This window comes from Olsenella sp. Marseille-P4559, from assembly GCF_900605015.1.
Lineage (GTDB): Bacteria > Actinomycetota > Coriobacteriia > Coriobacteriales > Atopobiaceae > Tractidigestivibacter.
In genome coordinates this window covers 732,230-749,392 of the sequence record NZ_LR027574.1, presented here as the reverse complement: position 1 = coordinate 749,392, position 17,163 = coordinate 732,230, and the positions used below count along the sequence as shown (strand labels likewise).

At 62.4% G+C, this 17,163-nt stretch carries 19 protein-coding genes; 11 read left to right on the top strand and 8 right to left on the bottom strand.

Translation table 11 applies throughout. The annotated features are described in order from the left end of the window. Positions 1 to 95: 95 nt before the first annotated feature. The 3 genes from E0E00_RS09635 (at position 96) to E0E00_RS09625 (ending at position 3,042) form a co-directional block, all read left to right on the top strand. Positions 96 to 791 carry an HAD family hydrolase gene (locus tag E0E00_RS09635; protein WP_130812296.1) on the top strand — a complete coding sequence of 232 codons (696 nt, stop codon included), beginning with the start codon at positions 96 to 98 and terminating at the stop codon, positions 789 to 791. Between the two features lie 134 nt (positions 792 to 925). After that, positions 926 to 1,279 carry a phasin family protein gene (locus E0E00_RS09630; RefSeq protein WP_130812295.1) on the top strand — a complete coding sequence of 118 codons (354 nt, stop codon included), beginning with the start codon at positions 926 to 928 and terminating at the stop codon, positions 1,277 to 1,279. A gap of 5 nt (positions 1,280 to 1,284) precedes the next feature. Then, entirely contained in the window at positions 1,285 to 3,042 is a 1,758-nt protein-coding gene (locus E0E00_RS09625; RefSeq protein ID WP_242622228.1) for an AarF/ABC1/UbiB kinase family protein, read from the top strand. 2 nt (positions 3,043 to 3,044) lie between these two features. On the opposite strand, the gene E0E00_RS14415 is transcribed toward E0E00_RS09625, so the two are convergent. The 6 genes from E0E00_RS14415 to E0E00_RS09595 form a co-directional block, all read right to left on the bottom strand. Then, complete coding sequence (locus E0E00_RS14415) at positions 3,045 to 4,208, bottom strand: GNAT family N-acetyltransferase (RefSeq protein ID WP_165443647.1); 1,164 nt, start codon at positions 4,206 to 4,208, stop codon at positions 3,045 to 3,047. Positions 4,209 to 4,267: 59 nt separating this feature from the next. Continuing rightward, positions 4,268 to 5,110: a histidinol-phosphatase HisJ family protein gene (locus E0E00_RS09615; protein ID WP_130812294.1), complete on the bottom strand. Its 843-nt coding sequence runs from the start codon at positions 5,108 to 5,110 to the stop codon at positions 4,268 to 4,270. A gap of 10 nt (positions 5,111 to 5,120) precedes the next feature. After that, a complete protein-coding gene (locus tag E0E00_RS09610) occupies positions 5,121 to 6,308 on the bottom strand; it encodes a sugar MFS transporter (protein ID WP_130812293.1) in 1,188 nt (395 codons plus the stop codon). Between the two features lie 197 nt (positions 6,309 to 6,505). After that, on the bottom strand, positions 6,506 to 8,464 hold the full coding sequence (locus E0E00_RS09605; RefSeq protein ID WP_130812292.1) for an ABC transporter ATP-binding protein: 1,959 nt from the start codon (positions 8,462 to 8,464) through the stop codon (positions 6,506 to 6,508). Next, complete coding sequence (locus E0E00_RS09600; protein WP_207302742.1) at positions 8,457 to 10,301, bottom strand: ABC transporter ATP-binding protein; 1,845 nt, start codon at positions 10,299 to 10,301, stop codon at positions 8,457 to 8,459. The genes E0E00_RS09605 and E0E00_RS09600 overlap by 8 nt, the downstream gene beginning before the upstream one ends. A 26-nt stretch (positions 10,302 to 10,327) precedes the next feature. Then, positions 10,328 to 10,810, bottom strand: a complete 483-nt coding sequence (locus E0E00_RS09595) for a MarR family winged helix-turn-helix transcriptional regulator (protein ID WP_242622227.1) — start codon at positions 10,808 to 10,810, stop codon at positions 10,328 to 10,330. 318 nt (positions 10,811 to 11,128) lie between these two features. Here E0E00_RS09595 and E0E00_RS15050 point away from each other — a divergent pair, with 318 nt between their 5' ends. From E0E00_RS15050 to E0E00_RS09570, 7 genes are all read left to right on the top strand, one after another. After that, positions 11,129 to 11,326, top strand: a complete 198-nt coding sequence (locus tag E0E00_RS15050; protein WP_242622226.1) for a hypothetical protein — start codon at positions 11,129 to 11,131, stop codon at positions 11,324 to 11,326. Between the two features lie 603 nt (positions 11,327 to 11,929). Continuing rightward, complete coding sequence (locus tag E0E00_RS15045; protein ID WP_371683392.1) at positions 11,930 to 12,214, top strand: ABC transporter permease subunit; 285 nt, start codon at positions 11,930 to 11,932, stop codon at positions 12,212 to 12,214. Positions 12,215 to 12,272: 58 nt separating this feature from the next. Beyond that, a complete protein-coding gene (locus tag E0E00_RS15040) occupies positions 12,273 to 12,548 on the top strand; it encodes a hypothetical protein (RefSeq protein WP_242622224.1) in 276 nt (91 codons plus the stop codon). Then, on the top strand, positions 12,496 to 12,660 hold the full coding sequence (locus E0E00_RS09580; RefSeq protein WP_242622223.1) for a winged helix-turn-helix domain-containing protein: 165 nt from the start codon (positions 12,496 to 12,498) through the stop codon (positions 12,658 to 12,660). The genes E0E00_RS15040 and E0E00_RS09580 overlap by 53 nt, the downstream gene beginning before the upstream one ends. 245 nt (positions 12,661 to 12,905) lie before the next feature. Continuing rightward, the gene (locus tag E0E00_RS09575) at positions 12,906 to 13,088 is read left to right on the top strand and encodes a hypothetical protein (RefSeq protein WP_130812291.1); all 183 of its coding nucleotides are present in this window, start codon (positions 12,906 to 12,908) and stop codon (positions 13,086 to 13,088) included. A 22-nt stretch (positions 13,089 to 13,110) separates the two neighbouring features. Next, positions 13,111 to 13,257: a hypothetical protein gene (locus E0E00_RS14410; protein ID WP_165443646.1), complete on the top strand. Its 147-nt coding sequence runs from the start codon at positions 13,111 to 13,113 to the stop codon at positions 13,255 to 13,257. Continuing rightward, positions 13,247 to 13,462: an ATP-binding protein gene (locus E0E00_RS09570; RefSeq protein ID WP_165443645.1), complete on the top strand. Its 216-nt coding sequence runs from the start codon at positions 13,247 to 13,249 to the stop codon at positions 13,460 to 13,462. Before E0E00_RS14410 ends, E0E00_RS09570 begins: the two co-directional genes overlap by 11 nt. Positions 13,463 to 13,502: 40 nt before the next feature. On the opposite strand, the gene thrB is transcribed toward E0E00_RS09570, so the two are convergent. Together thrB and thrC are read right to left on the bottom strand one after the other, a co-directional pair. Beyond that, positions 13,503 to 14,393, bottom strand: a complete 891-nt coding sequence (gene thrB, locus E0E00_RS09565; protein WP_165443644.1) for a homoserine kinase — start codon at positions 14,391 to 14,393, stop codon at positions 13,503 to 13,505. Positions 14,394 to 14,419: 26 nt separating this feature from the next. Then, complete coding sequence (gene thrC / locus E0E00_RS09560) at positions 14,420 to 15,904, bottom strand: threonine synthase (RefSeq protein ID WP_130812288.1); 1,485 nt, start codon at positions 15,902 to 15,904, stop codon at positions 14,420 to 14,422. 120 nt (positions 15,905 to 16,024) lie between these two features. Between thrC and E0E00_RS09555 the strand changes: the two genes are divergently transcribed. Next, the gene (locus tag E0E00_RS09555; RefSeq protein WP_130812287.1) at positions 16,025 to 17,155 is read left to right on the top strand and encodes a homoserine dehydrogenase; all 1,131 of its coding nucleotides are present in this window, start codon (positions 16,025 to 16,027) and stop codon (positions 17,153 to 17,155) included. The last annotated feature ends 8 nt before the right edge of the window (positions 17,156 to 17,163 follow it).

Genomic DNA, 17,163 nt, shown 5'->3' with positions numbered 1-17,163 from the left:
GATTCTAGCGCGCAAGCACCCCGGCTTCGGGTACCGTAGACGATTAGAAACTCATATGTGACAGGCGTGGCACTTGCAGGCAGGAGAGAACAACGATGGCATTTGGTAGGGCGCGGGCCTCGTTCCCGCGAGGGATGGACGTGAGCGGCCGCAGGCTTGTGGTCTTTGACTTTGACGGCACGCTCTCGAATACCATACAGGGCATCACCACCACGGCGCGCACAGTCCTGCGCAACCATGGCCTCTCTGACGCCGACATGGGTGACCTCAGGCGCATAGTGGGCCCTCCCTTTCCCGAGGCCTTTAGCATGGTTTACGGGCTCTCCGAGACAGAAGCGGCGCAGGTCACCGAGGAGTACCGCGCCATATACAGCACGCTTGGCCCCGAGGCGTTCCCGGCGATCCCTGGCACCATCGAGCTCGCGGACTCCCTCCGCGCTGCCGGCAAGGTCCTTGCCGTTGCCTCGTCAAAGCGTGCAAGCCTGCTCGAGCGCGGTATGCGCGAGTCCGGTCTCGCACCCCACTTCGATGTCTTCCTGGGAAAGCTCGACGACGGCGATGACACCAAGCCAAAGACCATTGGTCGCGTTATGGAGCGTATCGGCCTGGGGCCAGAGGATGCAGTGATGGTGGGCGACAGGTTCTACGACGTTGACGCGGCAGCCGAGGTGGGCATGCCCTGCGCGGGGGTCCACTATGCGCGCACCTGTGATGTGGAGGAGCTCTGGGAGGCCGGCGCCGTGGCCGTTGCCGAGACAGTTGACGACCTCGCGCGCGTTCTCCTGGGCTAGCCGGGCCTTCGACCGTACGTCTCTTGGGCATATGCCGAATTTTGGCTTCTCAGCGCAACCCATCGGCTCAGGTGGGGTAGAACAGAAAGCATCACCGCCGCGGGACGGCCGTCCCGCTTCTGAAGGGAGACATCATGGCAGACTTCGATATCGCAGACGGTTTCCGCAAGGTCTTCCTGGCAAGCGTGGGCGCAGTTGCCACCACCGCCGAGAAGTCCCAGGAAGTCATCGATGGCTTTGTGAAGAAGGGCGAGCTTACGGTTGCCCAGGGCAAGGCCATCAACGAGGAGCTCACCCGTAAGGCCAGGGAGGTCGTTGGCGACACCTCTGACGCTGCCCTGCGTGCCAGGATGAAGTCAATGACTCCCGAGGAGCGCGCGGACTTCGCCAAGAAGGTCGCTTCCATGGCCTCCGACCTTGACGCAGATGTTGTTGAGCCGGATTCCGTCGAGGATGCTCCGGTCGATGATGGTGACGCCAAGGAGTAGAACCTGTGCCTGAGGTTCACGACAAAAGTGATGCTGCAACAGGGAGCTCGCCACGTAGCAGTGACGAGCTCCTTGACGCGTGGTACAAGAGCGTGAGCGAGGGGGGCTTCGAGGACGACGACTCGCAGACCATCGGCATCTTCGGCGGCCGTAGCAAGACATCAGATGGGTACGTGTCATCGCGTAGCTCTCGGATGAGACGCGTGCGCGAGATTCTCTCGATTGTCCGTCGCTATGACATCTTTCACGGCCTCACCCCCAAGAGCCTGCGGCACCTGCTCGAGGAGCTGGGCCCAACCTTTGTGAAGGCAGGCCAGATCCTCTCGATGCGCTCCGAGATCCTGCCCGAGAGCTTCTGCCGGGAACTCACCAAGCTCCGCTCTGACGTGGAGCCCATGGACCGCGAGACGGTGCTTCAGGCCTTGCGTGACGAGTACGAGACCCCCATTGAGGACATCTTTGACGCAATTGACGATGTTCCCCTGGGCTCTGCCTCCGTGGCGCAGGTGCACAAGGCCCGTCTCGTCACGGGCGAGATGGTCGCCATCAAGGTGCAGCGGCCCCACGTCCAGGAGACGATGGCGCAAGACATCGCCATCATGCGCTCGCTTGTGGGCTTCATGAATCGCTTCATGTCGGGAAGCCAGTTTCTCGACATGCAGTCGGTAGTGGACGAGCTGTGGCAGTCCTTTCGTGACGAGACGGACTTCCTGGTGGAGGCGAGGAACCTCGAGGAGTTTCGGCGCAACAACGCGGACTGCAGGTTTGTGGACTGTCCCAAGCCCTATCCCGAGCTCTGTGCCAGGCACGTCGTGGTCATGGACTACATCGAGGGCATTCCCATCGACAAGACCGCAAGGCTCGTGGCTGCCGGCTACGACCTCGAGGAGATGGGCACCAAGCTCGTCGACAACTACACGCGCCAGATGATCGACGACGGCTTCTTCCATGCGGACCCGCATCCGGGCAACCTCATCGTTCGCGGTGGGCAGATCGTCTACATTGACTTGGGCATCATGGGAAGGCTCTCCTCGCACGACCGCAGGGCCATGTCGGATATGGTCAAGGCTGTCGCTCTCAGGGACTCCGCGAGACTTGCCGACGGCCTCCTGCGCTTCTCGATATCAGATACGTCTGTGGTCGACCATGCCCACCTGCTCGATGACCTCGACATGATCATTGCGGACTACGGCGAGGCAGATCTCTCGGACCTCAACGTTGGCGCGTTTGTGAACTCGCTCATCTCGATGGCGAGAAAAAACGGCATCGAGCTTCCTGGCACGGTTACCATGCTGGCCCGTGCCCTTGTCACGCTCGAGGGCGTGGTCGACGAGTTCTTGCCTGGCGTCTCGATCATCGAGATCATCACGGCTCACATCAAGGCGCATACCACACCTGAGGACATGCTCAAGCATGAGGCCAAGGGCTTTGCACGCGAGAGCATGCGAGCGGCGCACGGGCTTCTCGGTGCGGCCTCCCAGGCGGACCTTGCCATGAAGATGCTCACGCGTGGTCAGCTGCGGTTCAACCTTGATGTTGCGGGGACCGAGGACCCCATCAACGATATTGCCCACATTGCCAACCGCCTCACGATGAGCGTTATTGTGGCAGGCCTCTTCATCGGCTCGTCTGTGGTCTACTACGCTCGCATCCAGCCAGTCATCTTCGGCATTCCCGTGATTGGGTTTGTGGGCTATCTCGTTGCCTTCGTGCTGGGCGTGTGGGTTGCGAGGAGCATCATCAAGGACGACCGACATCGTTGACGCTAATGCCTTGCCGTAGACCCTGACGCCTTGTGCAGAACTGCCGTGACGATGTCACGCGTAAGCTGATAGACGCCGGGCATCTTTGACTCGCGCGGGCCTGCCACGTTGAGCGTGGTGCCACGCGCCTCAAGCGAGGAGAGCCACAAGAGCGCCTCCTGTGCGTCCCTCTCGGCATCGTGCCCCTCGAGGACCAGCACCGGTCGGCCAAAGCGCTCGGCGAAGATGGCGGTCATCTCGGTGCCGCTTTTGGGCTCGAGGCCACCAGGGGAGACGATGAGCGTGGCGTGGCTGTCGCGCACGTTCCACGCCGTGCGCTCGACATAACCTTCTGCGGCGCCCTCGTGCAGCTCTGGGTATAGGGCGAGAAGGCCCGGCGGCTCGGGAAGGTCTTCCGCCAGGCCGCCGGGCGGGCACCAGCCACAGATGGACACTCCCAGCTCCCGTGCGGCATCGAGGCCGCCACGGTCTGCGCCGGTCTGCCCGCCGGAGCGTACGAGCGAGACGAGCGGCAAGGTATCGATGATGTGGGTGGCCTCAACCTGCTGGTGGGCGATGATCTTTCCGTCGGTGGGGTCCGCGGTCAGCGAGGTCTCCCACTCCTGACGCGTGATGCGCTGCACGTGCTCCTCGTGTGCTATACCGACCCGGTCAACGGCATGCGGGTTGCTATGGTGCGGGCGTAGACCCGCCTTCTCCTGCACCCGCCTGCTTTCCTCGTTGCCCTCGTAGTAGGCGGCGCGTACCGCAGAGAGGCCCTCGACCAGGAAGGCATGGCGAAGCACTTCTCGCACCGCCTCTGTCATGTAGCCATGGCCCCACCAGGGGCGCGCGATCCAGTAGCCAATCTCGGCCTCGTCTGTTGGGAGGCCCTCTCTGCCGCTGTTCCCGGCATGCATGAGGGCGATGGCCCCAATGGGCTCGTCGGCAAGGGCACCCCTGCGGTCCCTGAGCGTGATTGCCCAGGTGTCCGGCAGCATGAGAAGGTCGCACAGGACGGTCTCACTCTCCTCGATCGTCATGTGGGGTGCCCAACCTGCCCGCGGTCCCACCTCGGGGTCGCTGGCGTAGCGGAAGAGCGCAGGGGCGTCCTTCTCGCGCCAAGGGCGTAGGCAAAGTCTGCCCGTCCGTAGGATGGGGGTCCTTTTCGGCATAGTCTCGCGCATGTGTCTCCTGACGTTATCTTGACTGACACACCATAGCGCAATTGGGGAGTCCTTGGTTCCTAGAGCCTGTGGAAGCGTGGCTCCCAGTGCTCGAAGGTGCAGAGGCTGTCGAACCCCAGCGAGCGGAGGCGGTCCTTCCCAAGGCGGAGGTAGGCGCCAAGGTGCTCCGGGCGGTGCGAGTCCGAGCCCAGCGTGATTACGGTGCCCCCGAGGTCGCGGTAGAGGCGAAGCATGTCGTCCGTGGGCTGGGGCCCTGCAAGCCCGTAGCGCCAGCCGGACGTATTGACTTCGATGCCGTGCCCGCCGGAGATGGCTTTCTCTAGGATGGCAGCCACCACATCCCGCGTGGCCGAGAAGGACAGCGGACCTTCCGGTGTTGGGTCGTAGCGGCGGATGAGGTCCATGTGGGCAAGGACGCTGTAGCCCTCGAAGGCACAGACCACGCGGAGCAGCTCCTCGTAGTATGCTCCCGTGAATTCCCCCTGCGTGCGGCCATGCTGGAAGTCGCCGCTCCAGAACTCCTTGTCACCAACCTGGTGTATGGAGAGTAACGCGAAGTCCATCTGGCTACCGTACTCACGAAGCAGATGCTCGTAGGCAGGAATAGTGTGGGTCTGAACGCCGAGCTCAAGACCTGACGCAATGCGAATCTGGCTGCCGTACTCCTCGCGCATCCGGGAGAGCTCTGCAAAGTACGCCGGGTATGGGCAGTTGGTTACGGGGTGCCCGTCCTCAAAGCGGGCCCCCTTTGGCTGGTCCCAGTCTGGCTTCACGCCGTAGTCGACGTGCTCCGTGAAGCAGAGCTCGTCGAGGTTCAGTCGGATGGCGTCCACCACCACCTGCTCCATGGGATAGGTTGAGTCGTCAGAGTAGGCGGAGTGGACATGGCAGTCGGCAAGCATCAGGGCCTCCTTACATGGCGCTGGACGGGTGGGTGGCGGCTGTCCGCTTGTCGCAGATGCCAAGGCAGACGGTCATGACGGCAAGGAGCACGGCGGCGACGGGTGGCAGGAGCAGGGGTGAGGCGTTCTCGACGGCCATGCCCACAAGGGGCGGCATGGCCATGGAGCCAACATAGGCACAGGCCATCTGGAGTCCCATGAGCGCCTGTGCGTTGTCCGTCCCAAAGCGGGTAGGTGTGAGCTGTATCATCTGCGGGTAGATGGGGGCGCAGCCCACGCCAAGAAGCACCAACCCCACGGCAAGTGCGGCTTCACATGGCGCAAGCAGCAGCGTTGCCACCCCAGAGGCGATGACCGCCTCCCCAAGCCGCAAGAGCTGCGTTCCCGTCAGGCGCAGCGTGAGCACGCCCGAGACAAAGCGTCCGCACGTGATTCCCGCGTAGAAGAGCGACCCGAGAAGCGCCGCCACGCCTGTGTCGAGGCCATGCCCCAGCACCAGAAAGGTTGGCGCCCAAAGACCGCACGATGCCTCAAGTGCGCAGTAGCAAAAGAAGCCGACAAGCGCCTGGGGGACGCCTGGCAGCGCGATCATCCGGGACCGTGAGACTGCCCGCCGACCGGCGTCCGTCTCGCCACCCTTGCTGCCTGCGACCCTTGCTCCCCACAGGCGAAGGCTCAGCACGAGGGCGACAACAAGTCCCACCTGGATGAGCCCCACCGCCTGGTATCCGACCTGCCATCCCGCGCCATGCGATATCTGCGCAGCCATGAGCAGCGGCCCCCCGGCTGCTCCTATGCCCCAGCAGCAGTGGAGCCAGTTCATGTGCCTTGCCTCGTAGTGCGTGGCCACGAATGCGTTGAGTGCCGCGTCGACCGCTCCCGCACCCAGACCGTAGGGGATGGCCCACAAGACAAGCTGCCAGAACTCGGTGGCGGTGGAGAAGCCAAAGAGCGCTGCGGCAGTGAGGGCGACCGAGGAGGCCGTGAGGACGCCAGTTCCCATACGCCGTACCAGGCGGTTGGTGAGGAGGCTCGAGACGATGGTTCCCAGGCAGATGACGGTCGAGACGATGCCTGCCCACGAGACTGCGGCGTCCACGCCCACATGCATGGTGGGCCACGCCGCACCCAGAAGGCCATCGGGGAGCCCAAGGCTCACAAAGGCAAGGTAGATAATGGCGAGAAGTGCTGCGGACATGGGCCTCCCGTTCGGTATTGCACGCAGGCGGGCCGCCTGCCGCTGTGTAATGTGAAGTGAAATGCTACCCGTCTGCACGCCCCAAAACATGCGCTGCATGCCCGTTAGTCGTGAGGCCCGCACAAACGACTGTGCGGGCCTCGCAGTCGCAGGGGTCCGCACAGTCGCTGCGGCGTGCGGATCACACAGCGTTCGCGCTACTCCAACTCGAACGCACCCGTATAGAGCTGATAGTACGTCCCGTGCTTGGCGATGAGCTCGTCGTGCGTGCCGCGCTCGATGATGCGACCGTGGTCGAGCACGATGATCACGTCGGAATTGCGGACGGTCGAGAGCCTGTGGGCAATCACGAAGGTGGTGCGCCCATGCATGAGAGCGTCCATGCCGCGTTGCACGATCTGCTCGGTGCGGGTGTCGATGGAGGAGGTCGCCTCGTCCAGGATCATGACGGGCGGGTCGGCCACGGCCGCGCGAGCGATGGAGAGGAGCTGCCTTTGGCCCTGCGAGAGCTGCGCGGCATTGTCGGTGAGCATCGTGCTGTAGCCCTCCGGCAGGCGACGGATGAAGTTGTCCGCGCCGGCAAGGCGTGCCGCGTCCTCGCACTCCTCGTCCGTGGCGTCAAGGCGTCCGTAGCGGATGTTGTCCATGACGGTGCCAGTGAAGAGGTTCGTGTCCTGGAGAACCATTCCCAGCGAACGGCGCAGGTCGGCCTTCCTGATCTTGTTGATGTTGATGCCGTCGTAGCGGATCTTGCCGTCGGCGATGTCGTAGAAGCGGTTGAGAAGGTTGGTGATTGTGGTCTTGCCGGCACCGGTGGCACCCACAAAGGCAACCTTCTGGCCGGGCTTGGCGTAGAGCGAGATGCCGTGCAGCACCGTGTGGTCTGGCGTGTAGCCAAAGTCGACGTCAAAGAGGCGCATGTCTCCCGCAAGCGGCGTGTAGGTTACGGTACCGTCATGGTGAGGATGCCTCCAAGCCCAGCTGTCCGTGCGCTTGTCGCACTCCGCAATCGTGCCAGCGGACGTGCGAGTGACGTTTACCAGCGTGACGTAGCCGTCGTTCCCCTCGGGTTCCTCGTCGACAAGCGAGAAGATGCGCTCGGCACCGGCAAGGCCCATGACCACGAAGTTGATCTGCTGGGAGACCTGACCTATGGAGCCGGCGAAACGCTTCGTGAGGTTCAAGAACGGCACCACGATGTCGATGGAAAGGGCCATCCCCGCGATGGACGGGTTGGCGATGCCAGATGTGAGCATGATGCAGCCGGCGACCGCCACGACGGCGTAAGAGAGGTTGCCCATGTTCATGAGGATGGGGCCAAGCGTGTTGCTGTAGATGTTCGCCTTCTTGGAGGCCTCGAACATCTGGTCGTTCACGGCATCAAAGCCTTCCTCGGTTGCGCGCTCGTGGGTGAAGACCTTGATGACCTTCTGGCCGTTCATGGCCTCCTCGGCAAAGCCCTCCTCGGCGGCAAGGGCTCGCTGCTGGGCGAGGAAGTAGTGGGCAGAGCGTCCGCCCAAGACACGCGTGAGAATGCCCATGATGCCCACCATGACCAGTACGACGATGGTCAGCGGCAGCGAGTACCACAGCATGATGGAGAGCACCGAAATCATGGCCACGGCCATGGTGAGGAGGTTGGGCAGGGACTGCCCCACGAGCTGTCTCAGCGTGTCGACGTCGTTGGTGTAGTGGGACATGATGTCGCCGTGCTTGTGCGTGTCAAAGTAGCTGATGGGCAGGTCCTCCATGTGGTCGAACATCTGGTCTCGGACCTTCATGAGGGTGCCCTGGCAGATGATTGCCCCAAGCTGCGTCTGGGCGATGTTGGCACCAAGCGCAACGAGGTAGCAGGCGATCAGGGTGAGCGTGATGCGCAGAATCTGTGGCTGTGCCGTTGCCCAGTCACCGGTCGCCATGAGCTGCTGCACCACGGCAATGGCCCGCTGCATGAAGATCGAGGGCACGCTTGCGAGAATTGCCGCAACGACAATGCAGATCACTTGTGCGGTCGCGTGAACGGGATAATAGGAGAACACAAGGGCGATAATGCGCCCAAACGTTTCTCCGGGGCGACTTGCGCCATGACCGCGTGCCGGCTCGCCGACGGGTACAGCGGCTGTCTGAGCCACGGGGCCTTCCTTCTCGCTACTCATGGTCAGCCTCCTTTCCAGCCTCGACGGCACTCCTGGAGATTGCCTCCATGGCCTGGTCGTGGGACTGCTTGTTCTGGGTGGTGTACGTCTCGCGATAGATATCGTTCGTGCGCAGGAGCTCGTCATGGGTGCCGACGGCGTCGATGTGGCCGTCACGCATGACCACGATGCGGTCTGCGTCCTCCACCGAGCTGGTGCGCTGCGCGATGATGATCTTGGTGGTCTCTGGGATAAAGCTCCTGAAGCCCTCGCGAATGAGGCGGTCGGTCTTGGTGTCCACGGCGCTTGTGGAGTCGTCGAGGATGAGGACCTTGGGCTCCTCGAGCAGTGCGCGAGCGATGCACAGACGCTGCTTCTGTCCTCCCGAGACGTTGGTGCCGCCTTGCTCGATATAGGTGTCGTACTTATCCGGGAACTGCTGGATGAACTCGTCAGCCTGCGCAAGCTTGCACGCCTCGAGCATCTGCTCGTCGGTGGCGTTGGGGTTTCCCCAGCGCAGGTTGTCCTTGATGGTGCCCGAGAAGAGCACGTTTCTCTGGAGCACCATGGCCACCTGGTTGCGCAGCGTGTCAAGGTCATACTCGCGCACGTCGTGGCCGCCCACGCTCACCGTCCCCTCCGTTGCGTCGTAGAGGCGGCAGATGAGCTGGACAAGCGTGGACTTCGAGGAGCCCGTGCCGCCAATCACGCCGATGACCTCGCCGCTCTTGATGTGCAGGTCGATGTCATCGAGTGCCATGCGGTCGGCCTTGCGGGAGTACTCAAAGCTCACATGGTCAAAGTCGATGGAGCCGTCAGGCACCTCCATGACGGGGTTCTCGGGGTTCCTGAGGTCTGGCTCCTCGCGGAGCACCTGGCAGATTCGCCGCGAACTCTCCTCTGCCATCGTGACCATCACGAAGACCATCGAGAACATCATGAGGCTCATGAGCATCGAGAAGCCATAGGTGATGAGTGCGGAGAGCTGGCCTACGCCCATGAGCTGGCCCTGGCTCGAGACAATGGCCTGCGAGCCGAAGTAGATAACGAAGGTGTAGATGACGTCGATGGCAAGCGTCATGAGGGGCTGGTTCCAGGCGAGAATGCGCTCTACGTGCACGAAGTCGTGGTAGATGGTGCCCGAGGCCTCGTTGAACTTCTCCTTCTCGTAGTCTTCTCGCACATAGGACTTCACTACGCGGATGCCGCTCACGTTCTCCTCGACGGAGTCGTTCAGGCGGTCATACTTCCTAAAGATTCGGCGGAAAATCGGCATCACCGTGACGGCGATCTTGAAGATCCCCCAGCCCAGCCCAAAGGCGACAAGCACATAGACAACGGCCATGGGTCCGCCCGACACAAAGGCCATGATGATGGAGAAGAGTGCCAAGAGCGGACAGCGGATGGCGGTACGGATGAGGGACATGTAGGCGTTCTGCACGTTTGTGACGTCGGTCGTAAGGCGCGTCACGAGGGAACTCGTAGAGAAGCGGTCGATGTTGGAAAACGAGAAGCCCTGAATCTTGTGGAACAGGTCATGTCGAAGGTTCTTCGAGAGGCCTGTCGAGGCTATCGAACACGTGATGCCTGCCGAGGTGCCAAACGCAAGCGAGATGAGCGCCAGGCAGACAAGCACCGCGGCGTATCCCCAGATGACCTGCATCCCAGCTCCAGCATCAAGCTGATCTATGAGCTGCGCCGTCACGAACGGGATGGTGCACTCGACGAGTGCCTCGCCTGTCACGAGGAAAGGCGTTGCAATCGAGAGGTTCTTGTACTCGCGCAATGACGTTGAGAGCGTGGAGACTATCTCCTTGAGTGAGTAGTCCGGAAGGGAGCCGTCTGCTCCTTCGACCATCGTTGCCTGTATCTTCTTTGAGATGCTCACTGCTGCATCGCCCCCTCCCGTTCCTCGATTTCTTCCCAATGCCCTGCGAGACGGTCGAGCATGCCCAGAAGGAGCCTCTTCTCATCCTCGTCCAAGACCGAAAGCGCGTCTGCCTCAAATTCGGCACGCCTCTTGGCGCATTCTTTGGCCTCTTCGCGCCCCGCTTCCGTGAGCGTCACATCGAGCTGGCGTTTGTCGGTGGTAGAGCGCGTACGTGTGATATAGCCTTCCGACTCCAGCTTGGCGAGTACCTCAGAGACCGCCGCCGAGCTAATGGGGGTTGTCTCTTGGAGCTCTCTTTGGGTGACGGAGTCCCCGCTCTGCAGAAGGCGCACGAGCATGTGCTGCTTGCCGCTGCGGCCCCCCGCGTGAAGGTGGAGAAAATGGCCAAAGTAGCCAAGGTCCTTGAGGATTCGGCTCTCAGTCGTGGCGTCGGCACAATATGGCCGTCGGCACCGAGCGTTCTGTCGTATTTCCAAACAGGTACTTCCAATCCATGTAGTCCAATTGGTCAAAAAAAGATTAAGTACCTTGCGATTTAATGTCAAGGTACTTAACGATTCTTCTCACATCGACTCCACCAAAGGGTCACCTTACAAAAACACGGTGTCTACCTGCGAAAAAGCCGTCAACTTACAATTGCGCCAACGCATGTAATGCAAATGTAAGGGGTAGTCAGGCGCTGGTAAGGACTTCTTGACGAGGCCCGAACGATGCCCAAGGGGCCATACGATGCAAATCGACAAGACCGACCGCCAGGCGTTGGCGGCATGGTCACACCCTCTGGAAGGGGAAGCATGGCAGATAGTCTCTCTCGTCGTTCGTTCCTCACGCTTGCCGGTGGCACCGTTGCGGCAATTGCCGGTCTTGGCCTTGTGGGGTGCGGTGGGTCAGGGAGTCCGACCAGCTCCTCCGATGGTTCCAGCGGCTCTACAAGCTCGGCTGCCGCAAGCCTCTCCGGTACTGTGAACTGCTCTGGCGCTGCCTCGTTCTAGCCGCTGATCGAGGCGGCAGCCAAGAAGTTCATGGACGCCAACCCCGACGTGACCGTCGCCCGATGCCAAGGCCCTCACGGACAACCAGGTGTGCGTCGTTGGCATGGGCCCAATCGTGAACTCGAAGGTCGATGTTGACAGCCTCACCACCGACCAGCTCAGGGGCATCTTCACTGGTTAGGTCACCGACTCCTCGGGTACCGTTGTCGATAAGACCCCTCGCTTCTCCTGCTTCGACGATTCGAAGTTCAAGGCCCTCAAGGTCGACGGTGCCAATCCTGCGGCGGACAGCGTCTGCGACGGCACATTCAAGGTCTGGACGCATGAGCACATGTACGAGAAGAATGCCGACGAGGTCCGGGGCAGCCTCGTAGAGGAGCAGGGCTTCATCCCCCTACCAAGATGAAGGCCAAGAAGGACGTTTCCGGCACCATTGCGAACGCCTGGTAACACGTCAACCTCCTTGGGGCATCCGCGCATTGTGTGGATGCCCCTTGCTGGGTAGAAAGGCAACCCATGGCTAAACGCCTCATGAGAAAGAAGAGCTTGGAGGAGTGGGACTCACCCTCGCTGGTGCCTGCGCTGCCCTTGTGGCCTTGACCGTTGTCACGCTGGCCTTCATGGATTTTGCCAACGGTCACAACACCCCCCATCGACGACTTCCCCTCCGCCCCCCAGCAGCATCGTGGGGGTTCCTATGCCCCTGGTTGCACATGCTGGGAGACCACGTGCCACGTGCTGCTTCTCGCAGCCATGCCTGCCATCGTGACCGGCGTCGTCATCTCTGCCGGACGTGTCTTTGGCGAGGCGGCCGCACTGATCTTCACCTCTGGCTCCGCTGCCGCGAACATCAGCTTTGCGAGCACGAGTCTCTCGGGCCCCGCATAGCCCCTGGAACATCTTCAGGCCGGCGGAGACGCTTGCCGTCCACATCCGGAAGCTCAAGATGGAGCCCACCCCAGGCAACGACGGGATCGTGTGGGGCACGGCCGCCGTGCTTATCGTCTGCGTGTTGCTCCTCAACATCCTCGCACTCGTGCCCGGCAAGGCGCTCATCGTGGAGAGCCTCACGCTCTGGCCCGACTGTCGCGAGGCAACTATCAACGGCGGCCGCGCTCGCCTACCATGTGTGAGTTCGACTTGCTCGAGTTTCTCATGGGAGTCCCGGCGTGGGCTTCTCGCGCGGGGCCCTGCTCCAGCGCGGCTGGGGCTGGGGCTTTGACGATGGTTCGCGCACAGCGGACATGCACGTGCAGCAGATTCGCGCCAAGTTTGGGGATTCTTCCGGCCTCATCGAGACCGTCCGCGGCGTCGGCTATCGCATGCGTAGGTAGGCGACGCGCGTGGGCGAGAGATCCAAGGGTGTCGCTCGTTCGCCTCGGTCGCTGAGACGGAGCGTCTCCATCTCGTTTGCAACCTCATGCTCCGTCGTCGCCGTGCTGCTGCCCACGCTCTCCTTGTTTTACCAGGCGTCCGTTCTCGGGGATGCCAAGGCCATGCGCCATGCTGGAGTGTGAGTGTGCAACGCCTGCCACTGCCATCGACGACGGGGGGTGGGACCGCGGGCGAGATAGCCCTTTTGGAGTCGGTTGACTTTGGCGGGGTGAGAGCCACACTCGTGGCGCCCGATGGCACGGTGTTCTTCGACTCTGACGTCGACGCCGCCACGCTTGAGAATCACGCGGGTCGCCCGGAGACAGCCTCGGCGTTCCAGACGGGCGATGGCGAGTCTGACCGCGACTCCGGGCGCTGGGTTACGTGAGCCTGTATAGGGCACCGACGACATGTGTCGCGAGTTTACGGCCAACGTGACGCACGAGCCCAAGACGCCCATCTTCGCCATCTCCGACGCTTCGGAGCTTATCCGAGATGGAATGGTGCGGTCAGAGGACATCCCCGACCTTGCGAGTCGCATCTACGATGACGCGTAGTGCCTTGCAGGGAAATACGCGCCTGCTTGACGAGATGGTGGGGAGCCTCGTCTCGAACGCCATTCGGTACAATCGTCGCGGCGGCAGTGTCCATGCGTGGGTTCTGCCCCAGGACGGGCACCCCTGCGTGTGGGTTTCTGATACGGGCATAGGTATTCCCGAGGAGGCCCAGCCCAAGGCATTCGAGCGCTTCTACCGAGTGTGAGACAAGGGGGAGGCGAGGGGACAGCCCCCTCGCCTCATCGCTACTGCGTGGCGCGCACCGTCATCCCGTGCTCGCTCGCGCGCAGAATGCGCACCCAGAGCTTCGGCATGGCCTCGCTCACCGCGCGCGCAACGTTTGCGGCGCGCTCATCGCCGTCGGCAATTGCCAGCATCGTTGCGCCCGAGCCCGAGATGAGAAACGTGCACGCCCCGTTCTTATGCGCAACGTCGTGCAGCATCTGGTAATCGGGGATGAGGGGGGCGCGGTACGGCTCGTGGATTCTGTCATGGCAGCATGCGCGAATGGCATCGGCATCGCCCTTTGCCATGGCGCTCACCATCGCGAGGCAACGCCCCACCTGCCACGAGACGGTGCCCGTGGGCACCATGGCGGGAAGCGCACGGCGAGCATCGCGCGTGAGGACGCGGTAGGGGGGAGCCATGCAAACAAAGCGCAGGTTGTCGGCTACCACCCAGCGTGTCGTGACGGTCGAGTGGCCCTCGACGTAAGAGCTCACAAGCCCGCCCATCACGGCAGGGGCAACGTTGTCAGGGTGGCCCTCGATGACGGTGGCGAGAGAAAGCGTGCGCTCACGGTCGAGCGGCAGGTCGGCAAGGGCCTGTGCCGCGGCGATGCCTGCCACCACGCAGGTGGAGCTTGACCCAAGCCCGCCGGCAGGCGGGATGGTGCAAGACTCCGTGATGTGAAGCGGCTGCGCCCTAAGGCCAAACTCCTTGCACGCGCGCAGGTAGGAAGTCCACACCAGGTTGTCCTCGCCGGTAAGCTCTGGGGCGCACCCATCGATCTTCAGCGTCTCGGCCGGCACGAAGGCAAACTCTGCGGCATAGTCCAGCGCAAGCCCCAAGACGTCGAAGCCCACGCCCAGGTTGGCAGACGTAGCGGGTACGCTCACATGTACGGTTCCACCCATGGCAGGCCGACCCTTCTCGGCGGCGCTCACAGGAAGATCCTCGCACACGCGGACTCCACGAATGCACCCAGCTTGTCTCGGTCGCAAACGTCGTCGTGAAGGCTCTCGGCATCGCGCAGGCTGGAGAGCTGCGTGGGTGCCACGGTGCCGGTGATGTGCTCAAGCGAGTCCATGCTGGCAAAGCCGTTCATGCCCGAGGCGTCCACGCCAAGTGCGCCTAGGACGTCTGCTGGGAACTTGTACGGACTTGCCGTGGAGAGGCACACCCGTGCCGAGCCGTCCTTGGGCAGCGCGTCCATAACGTGCTTCGCGACGGCGGTGTGCGGGTCGATAAGCTTGTGGCAGGCCTCCCAGGTAGCGCTGATGGCCTCGCGTGCCATCTCGTCGTCTGCGCGCCCGCAGCCAAAGGCCTGCTGGATGTTGGCGAGAAGCGCCGGCGGTACGGTGTAGGCGCCCTTCTCGGCAAGGCCCTCCATGAGGGACGAGACAAGCTCGACATCGCCATCAGAGGCGAAGTAGAGGAGGCGCTCGAGGTTCGAAGAGACGAGGATGTCCATCGAAGGCGAGATGGTCTTCACAAACGGACGCCTGAGGTCGTAGGTGCCCGTGGTCAGAAAATCGGTGAGAACATCGTTGGCGTTTGAGGCCACGACCAGCTTGCGCACGGGCAGGCCCATGCGCTTCGCGTAGTATCCTGCGAGGACGTCGCCAAAGTTGCCCGTCGGGACCACGTAGGTGACCTCGTCACCCTGCGCAATGGCACCAGTGCGCACCAGCTGGGCATAGGAGTCAAAGTAGTAGGTCACCTGCGGAGCAAAGCGCCCCACGTTAATTGAGTTGGCGCTTGAGAGAACCACGTTGCGTGCGGAAAGGCGCTCTGCGAGCCCATGGTCGGAGAAGATGCGCTTGACCTCGGACTGTGCGTCATCGAAGTTGCCGCGGATGGCGCAGACGGCAACGTTTCCGCCAACCTGCGTGACCATCTGGAGGCGCTGAATGTCCGAGACCTTGCCCCAGGGGTAGAAGACGCAGACCCCGGTATGGGGCACGCCCGAGAAGCCATCGAGCGCCGCCTTGCCGGTGTCGCCAGAAGTAGCGGTCACAATCATCACGTCATGGCCGTCGCCCGCGCGCGCAACACCCATGAGCTGCGGCAGCATCTGCAGCGCAACGTCCTTGAAGGCGCAGGTGGGGCCATGGAAGAGCTCGAGGAGCCAATCTGGGCCAAGCGGCGTGACGGGGCACACTGCCGTGGTGTCCCATTGGGGCCCATAGGCGGCGCTCACGCAGGAGGCAAGCTCTTCTGCCGTGTAGTCGGGCAGGAGCACTCCCAGCACGCGCTGTGCCGTTTGGGTGAAGTTGCTGGCACACACCTCGGTAAGGTCGAGCTTCTCCGAACCAAGTGCATCAGAGACGTAGAGGCCCCCATCTGGCGCAAGTCCGGCGAGAATTGCTTGCTTGCTTGTTACCAATTCCCCGCGCGAACGGGTGCTGTGGTAGAACGTTTCCACGGTCGGCTCCTTGTGTCGTTTGGCCCTGCATCGTGTCCAGCACGTATCATAGCTGGTGCCGTGCATGGTCGTGCGGCGCGGGACACACGACGACACACACTTGAAAGAGATTGGAAGCCGATGAAGATAGCCATCCTGGGGTACGGCACCGTTGGCCGTGGCGTTGCGCAGATTATCGAGGAGCGCGTGCCCGAGGTCCAGGTTGCCCGCATCCTCGAACTGCCCGACCGTCTCACCGACCCACGCATGACCTCCAACTACCAGGACATCGCGGATGACCCATCCATCGAGCTTGTGGTGGAGTGCATGGGCGGCATAGAGCCCGCCCACACATTCATCCTCCAGGCGCTTAGCGCGGGCAAGCACGTCGTGACCTCGAACAAGGCCGTTGTCGCGGCCCATTTTGCAGAGTTTGCCGCAGCTGCCTCCAAGGCCGGCGTGGGCCTTCTCATCGAGGCCTCTGTGGGCGGCGGCATCCCCTGGATCGCGAGTATCGAGAAGGTCCGTCGCATCGAGGAGGTCCGGTCCTTCTCGGGCATCATGAACGGAACCACCAACTACATCGTCTACTCCATGCTGAAGGATGGGGCAGACTTCGCAGAGGTTCTGAGCAAGGCCCAGGAGCTTGGCTTTGCCGAGAGGGACCCCACCGCCGACATCGATGGCATCGACGTGCGCAACAAGACCATCATCTCGGCATCTGTGGCCTTTGATGTGGCCTGCACGCAGGACCTCCCGGTCTCCGGCATCAGGAACCTCACCAAATATGACCTCAGCCTCTTTGGCAGCCGCGGCCTCACGGTCAAGCTCATCGGGCGGGGCGTCCAGGCCGATGGACGCTATGCCGTCTCGGTCGAGCCCGTTGCCGTAAGCACGTCCACGCTCGAGGCAAACGTGCCTACCAACTTCAATCTGGTGACGCTTGACGCGTCCTCCATTGGCGAGCTCAAGTTCTACGGGCAAGGTGCGGGAAGCCTCCCCACAGGCAATGCCATCGTCCAGGACATTCTCGACTGCGTGGCCGGTAGGAGGCCCGTCTACGACTTCTCTTACGACCTCGCATACGACCCTGCCATGCTGCATGGGCCCTATGTGTATCGCACCGAGGCGACCATTCCCGGCTCCACCTTCTACGAGCCCGGTGCCGTCGTCGTGAACGACCTTACCGCCACCCAGGCGCGCGTCCTGCTCGACGATGCTTTGAAGTCTGACCCAACCACGTTCATGGCGGCTGTGCCCCAGAACAGCTAGGAGAGGAT

Bases quoted from the DNA above. Each gene is read 5' to 3' on its own strand.
- E0E00_RS09635 (WP_130812296.1), top strand. From the start codon at position 96: ATGGCATTTGGTAGGGCGCGGGCCTCGTTCCCGCGAGGGATGGACGTG.
- E0E00_RS09630 (WP_130812295.1), top strand. From the start codon at position 926: ATGGCAGACTTCGATATCGCAGACGGTTTCCGCAAGGTCTTCCTGGCA.
- E0E00_RS14415 (WP_165443647.1), bottom strand. From the start codon at position 4,208: ATGCGCGAGACTATGCCGAAAAGGACCCCCATCCTACGGACGGGCAGA.
- E0E00_RS09615 (WP_130812294.1), bottom strand. From the start codon at position 5,110: ATGCTTGCCGACTGCCATGTCCACTCCGCCTACTCTGACGACTCAACC.
- E0E00_RS09610 (WP_130812293.1), bottom strand. From the start codon at position 6,308: ATGTCCGCAGCACTTCTCGCCATTATCTACCTTGCCTTTGTGAGCCTT.
- E0E00_RS09605 (WP_130812292.1), bottom strand. From the start codon at position 8,464: ATGAGTAGCGAGAAGGAAGGCCCCGTGGCTCAGACAGCCGCTGTACCC.
- E0E00_RS09600 (WP_207302742.1), bottom strand. From the start codon at position 10,301: ATGGTCGAAGGAGCAGACGGCTCCCTTCCGGACTACTCACTCAAGGAG.
- E0E00_RS15050 (WP_242622226.1), top strand. From the start codon at position 11,129: ATGGCAGATAGTCTCTCTCGTCGTTCGTTCCTCACGCTTGCCGGTGGC.
- E0E00_RS15040 (WP_242622224.1), top strand. From the start codon at position 12,273: ATGGAGCCCACCCCAGGCAACGACGGGATCGTGTGGGGCACGGCCGCC.
- E0E00_RS14410 (WP_165443646.1), top strand. From the start codon at position 13,111: ATGTGTCGCGAGTTTACGGCCAACGTGACGCACGAGCCCAAGACGCCC.
- E0E00_RS09570 (WP_165443645.1), top strand. From the start codon at position 13,247: ATGACGCGTAGTGCCTTGCAGGGAAATACGCGCCTGCTTGACGAGATG.
- thrB (WP_165443644.1), bottom strand. From the start codon at position 14,393: ATGGGTGGAACCGTACATGTGAGCGTACCCGCTACGTCTGCCAACCTG.
- E0E00_RS09555 (WP_130812287.1), top strand. From the start codon at position 16,025: ATGAAGATAGCCATCCTGGGGTACGGCACCGTTGGCCGTGGCGTTGCG.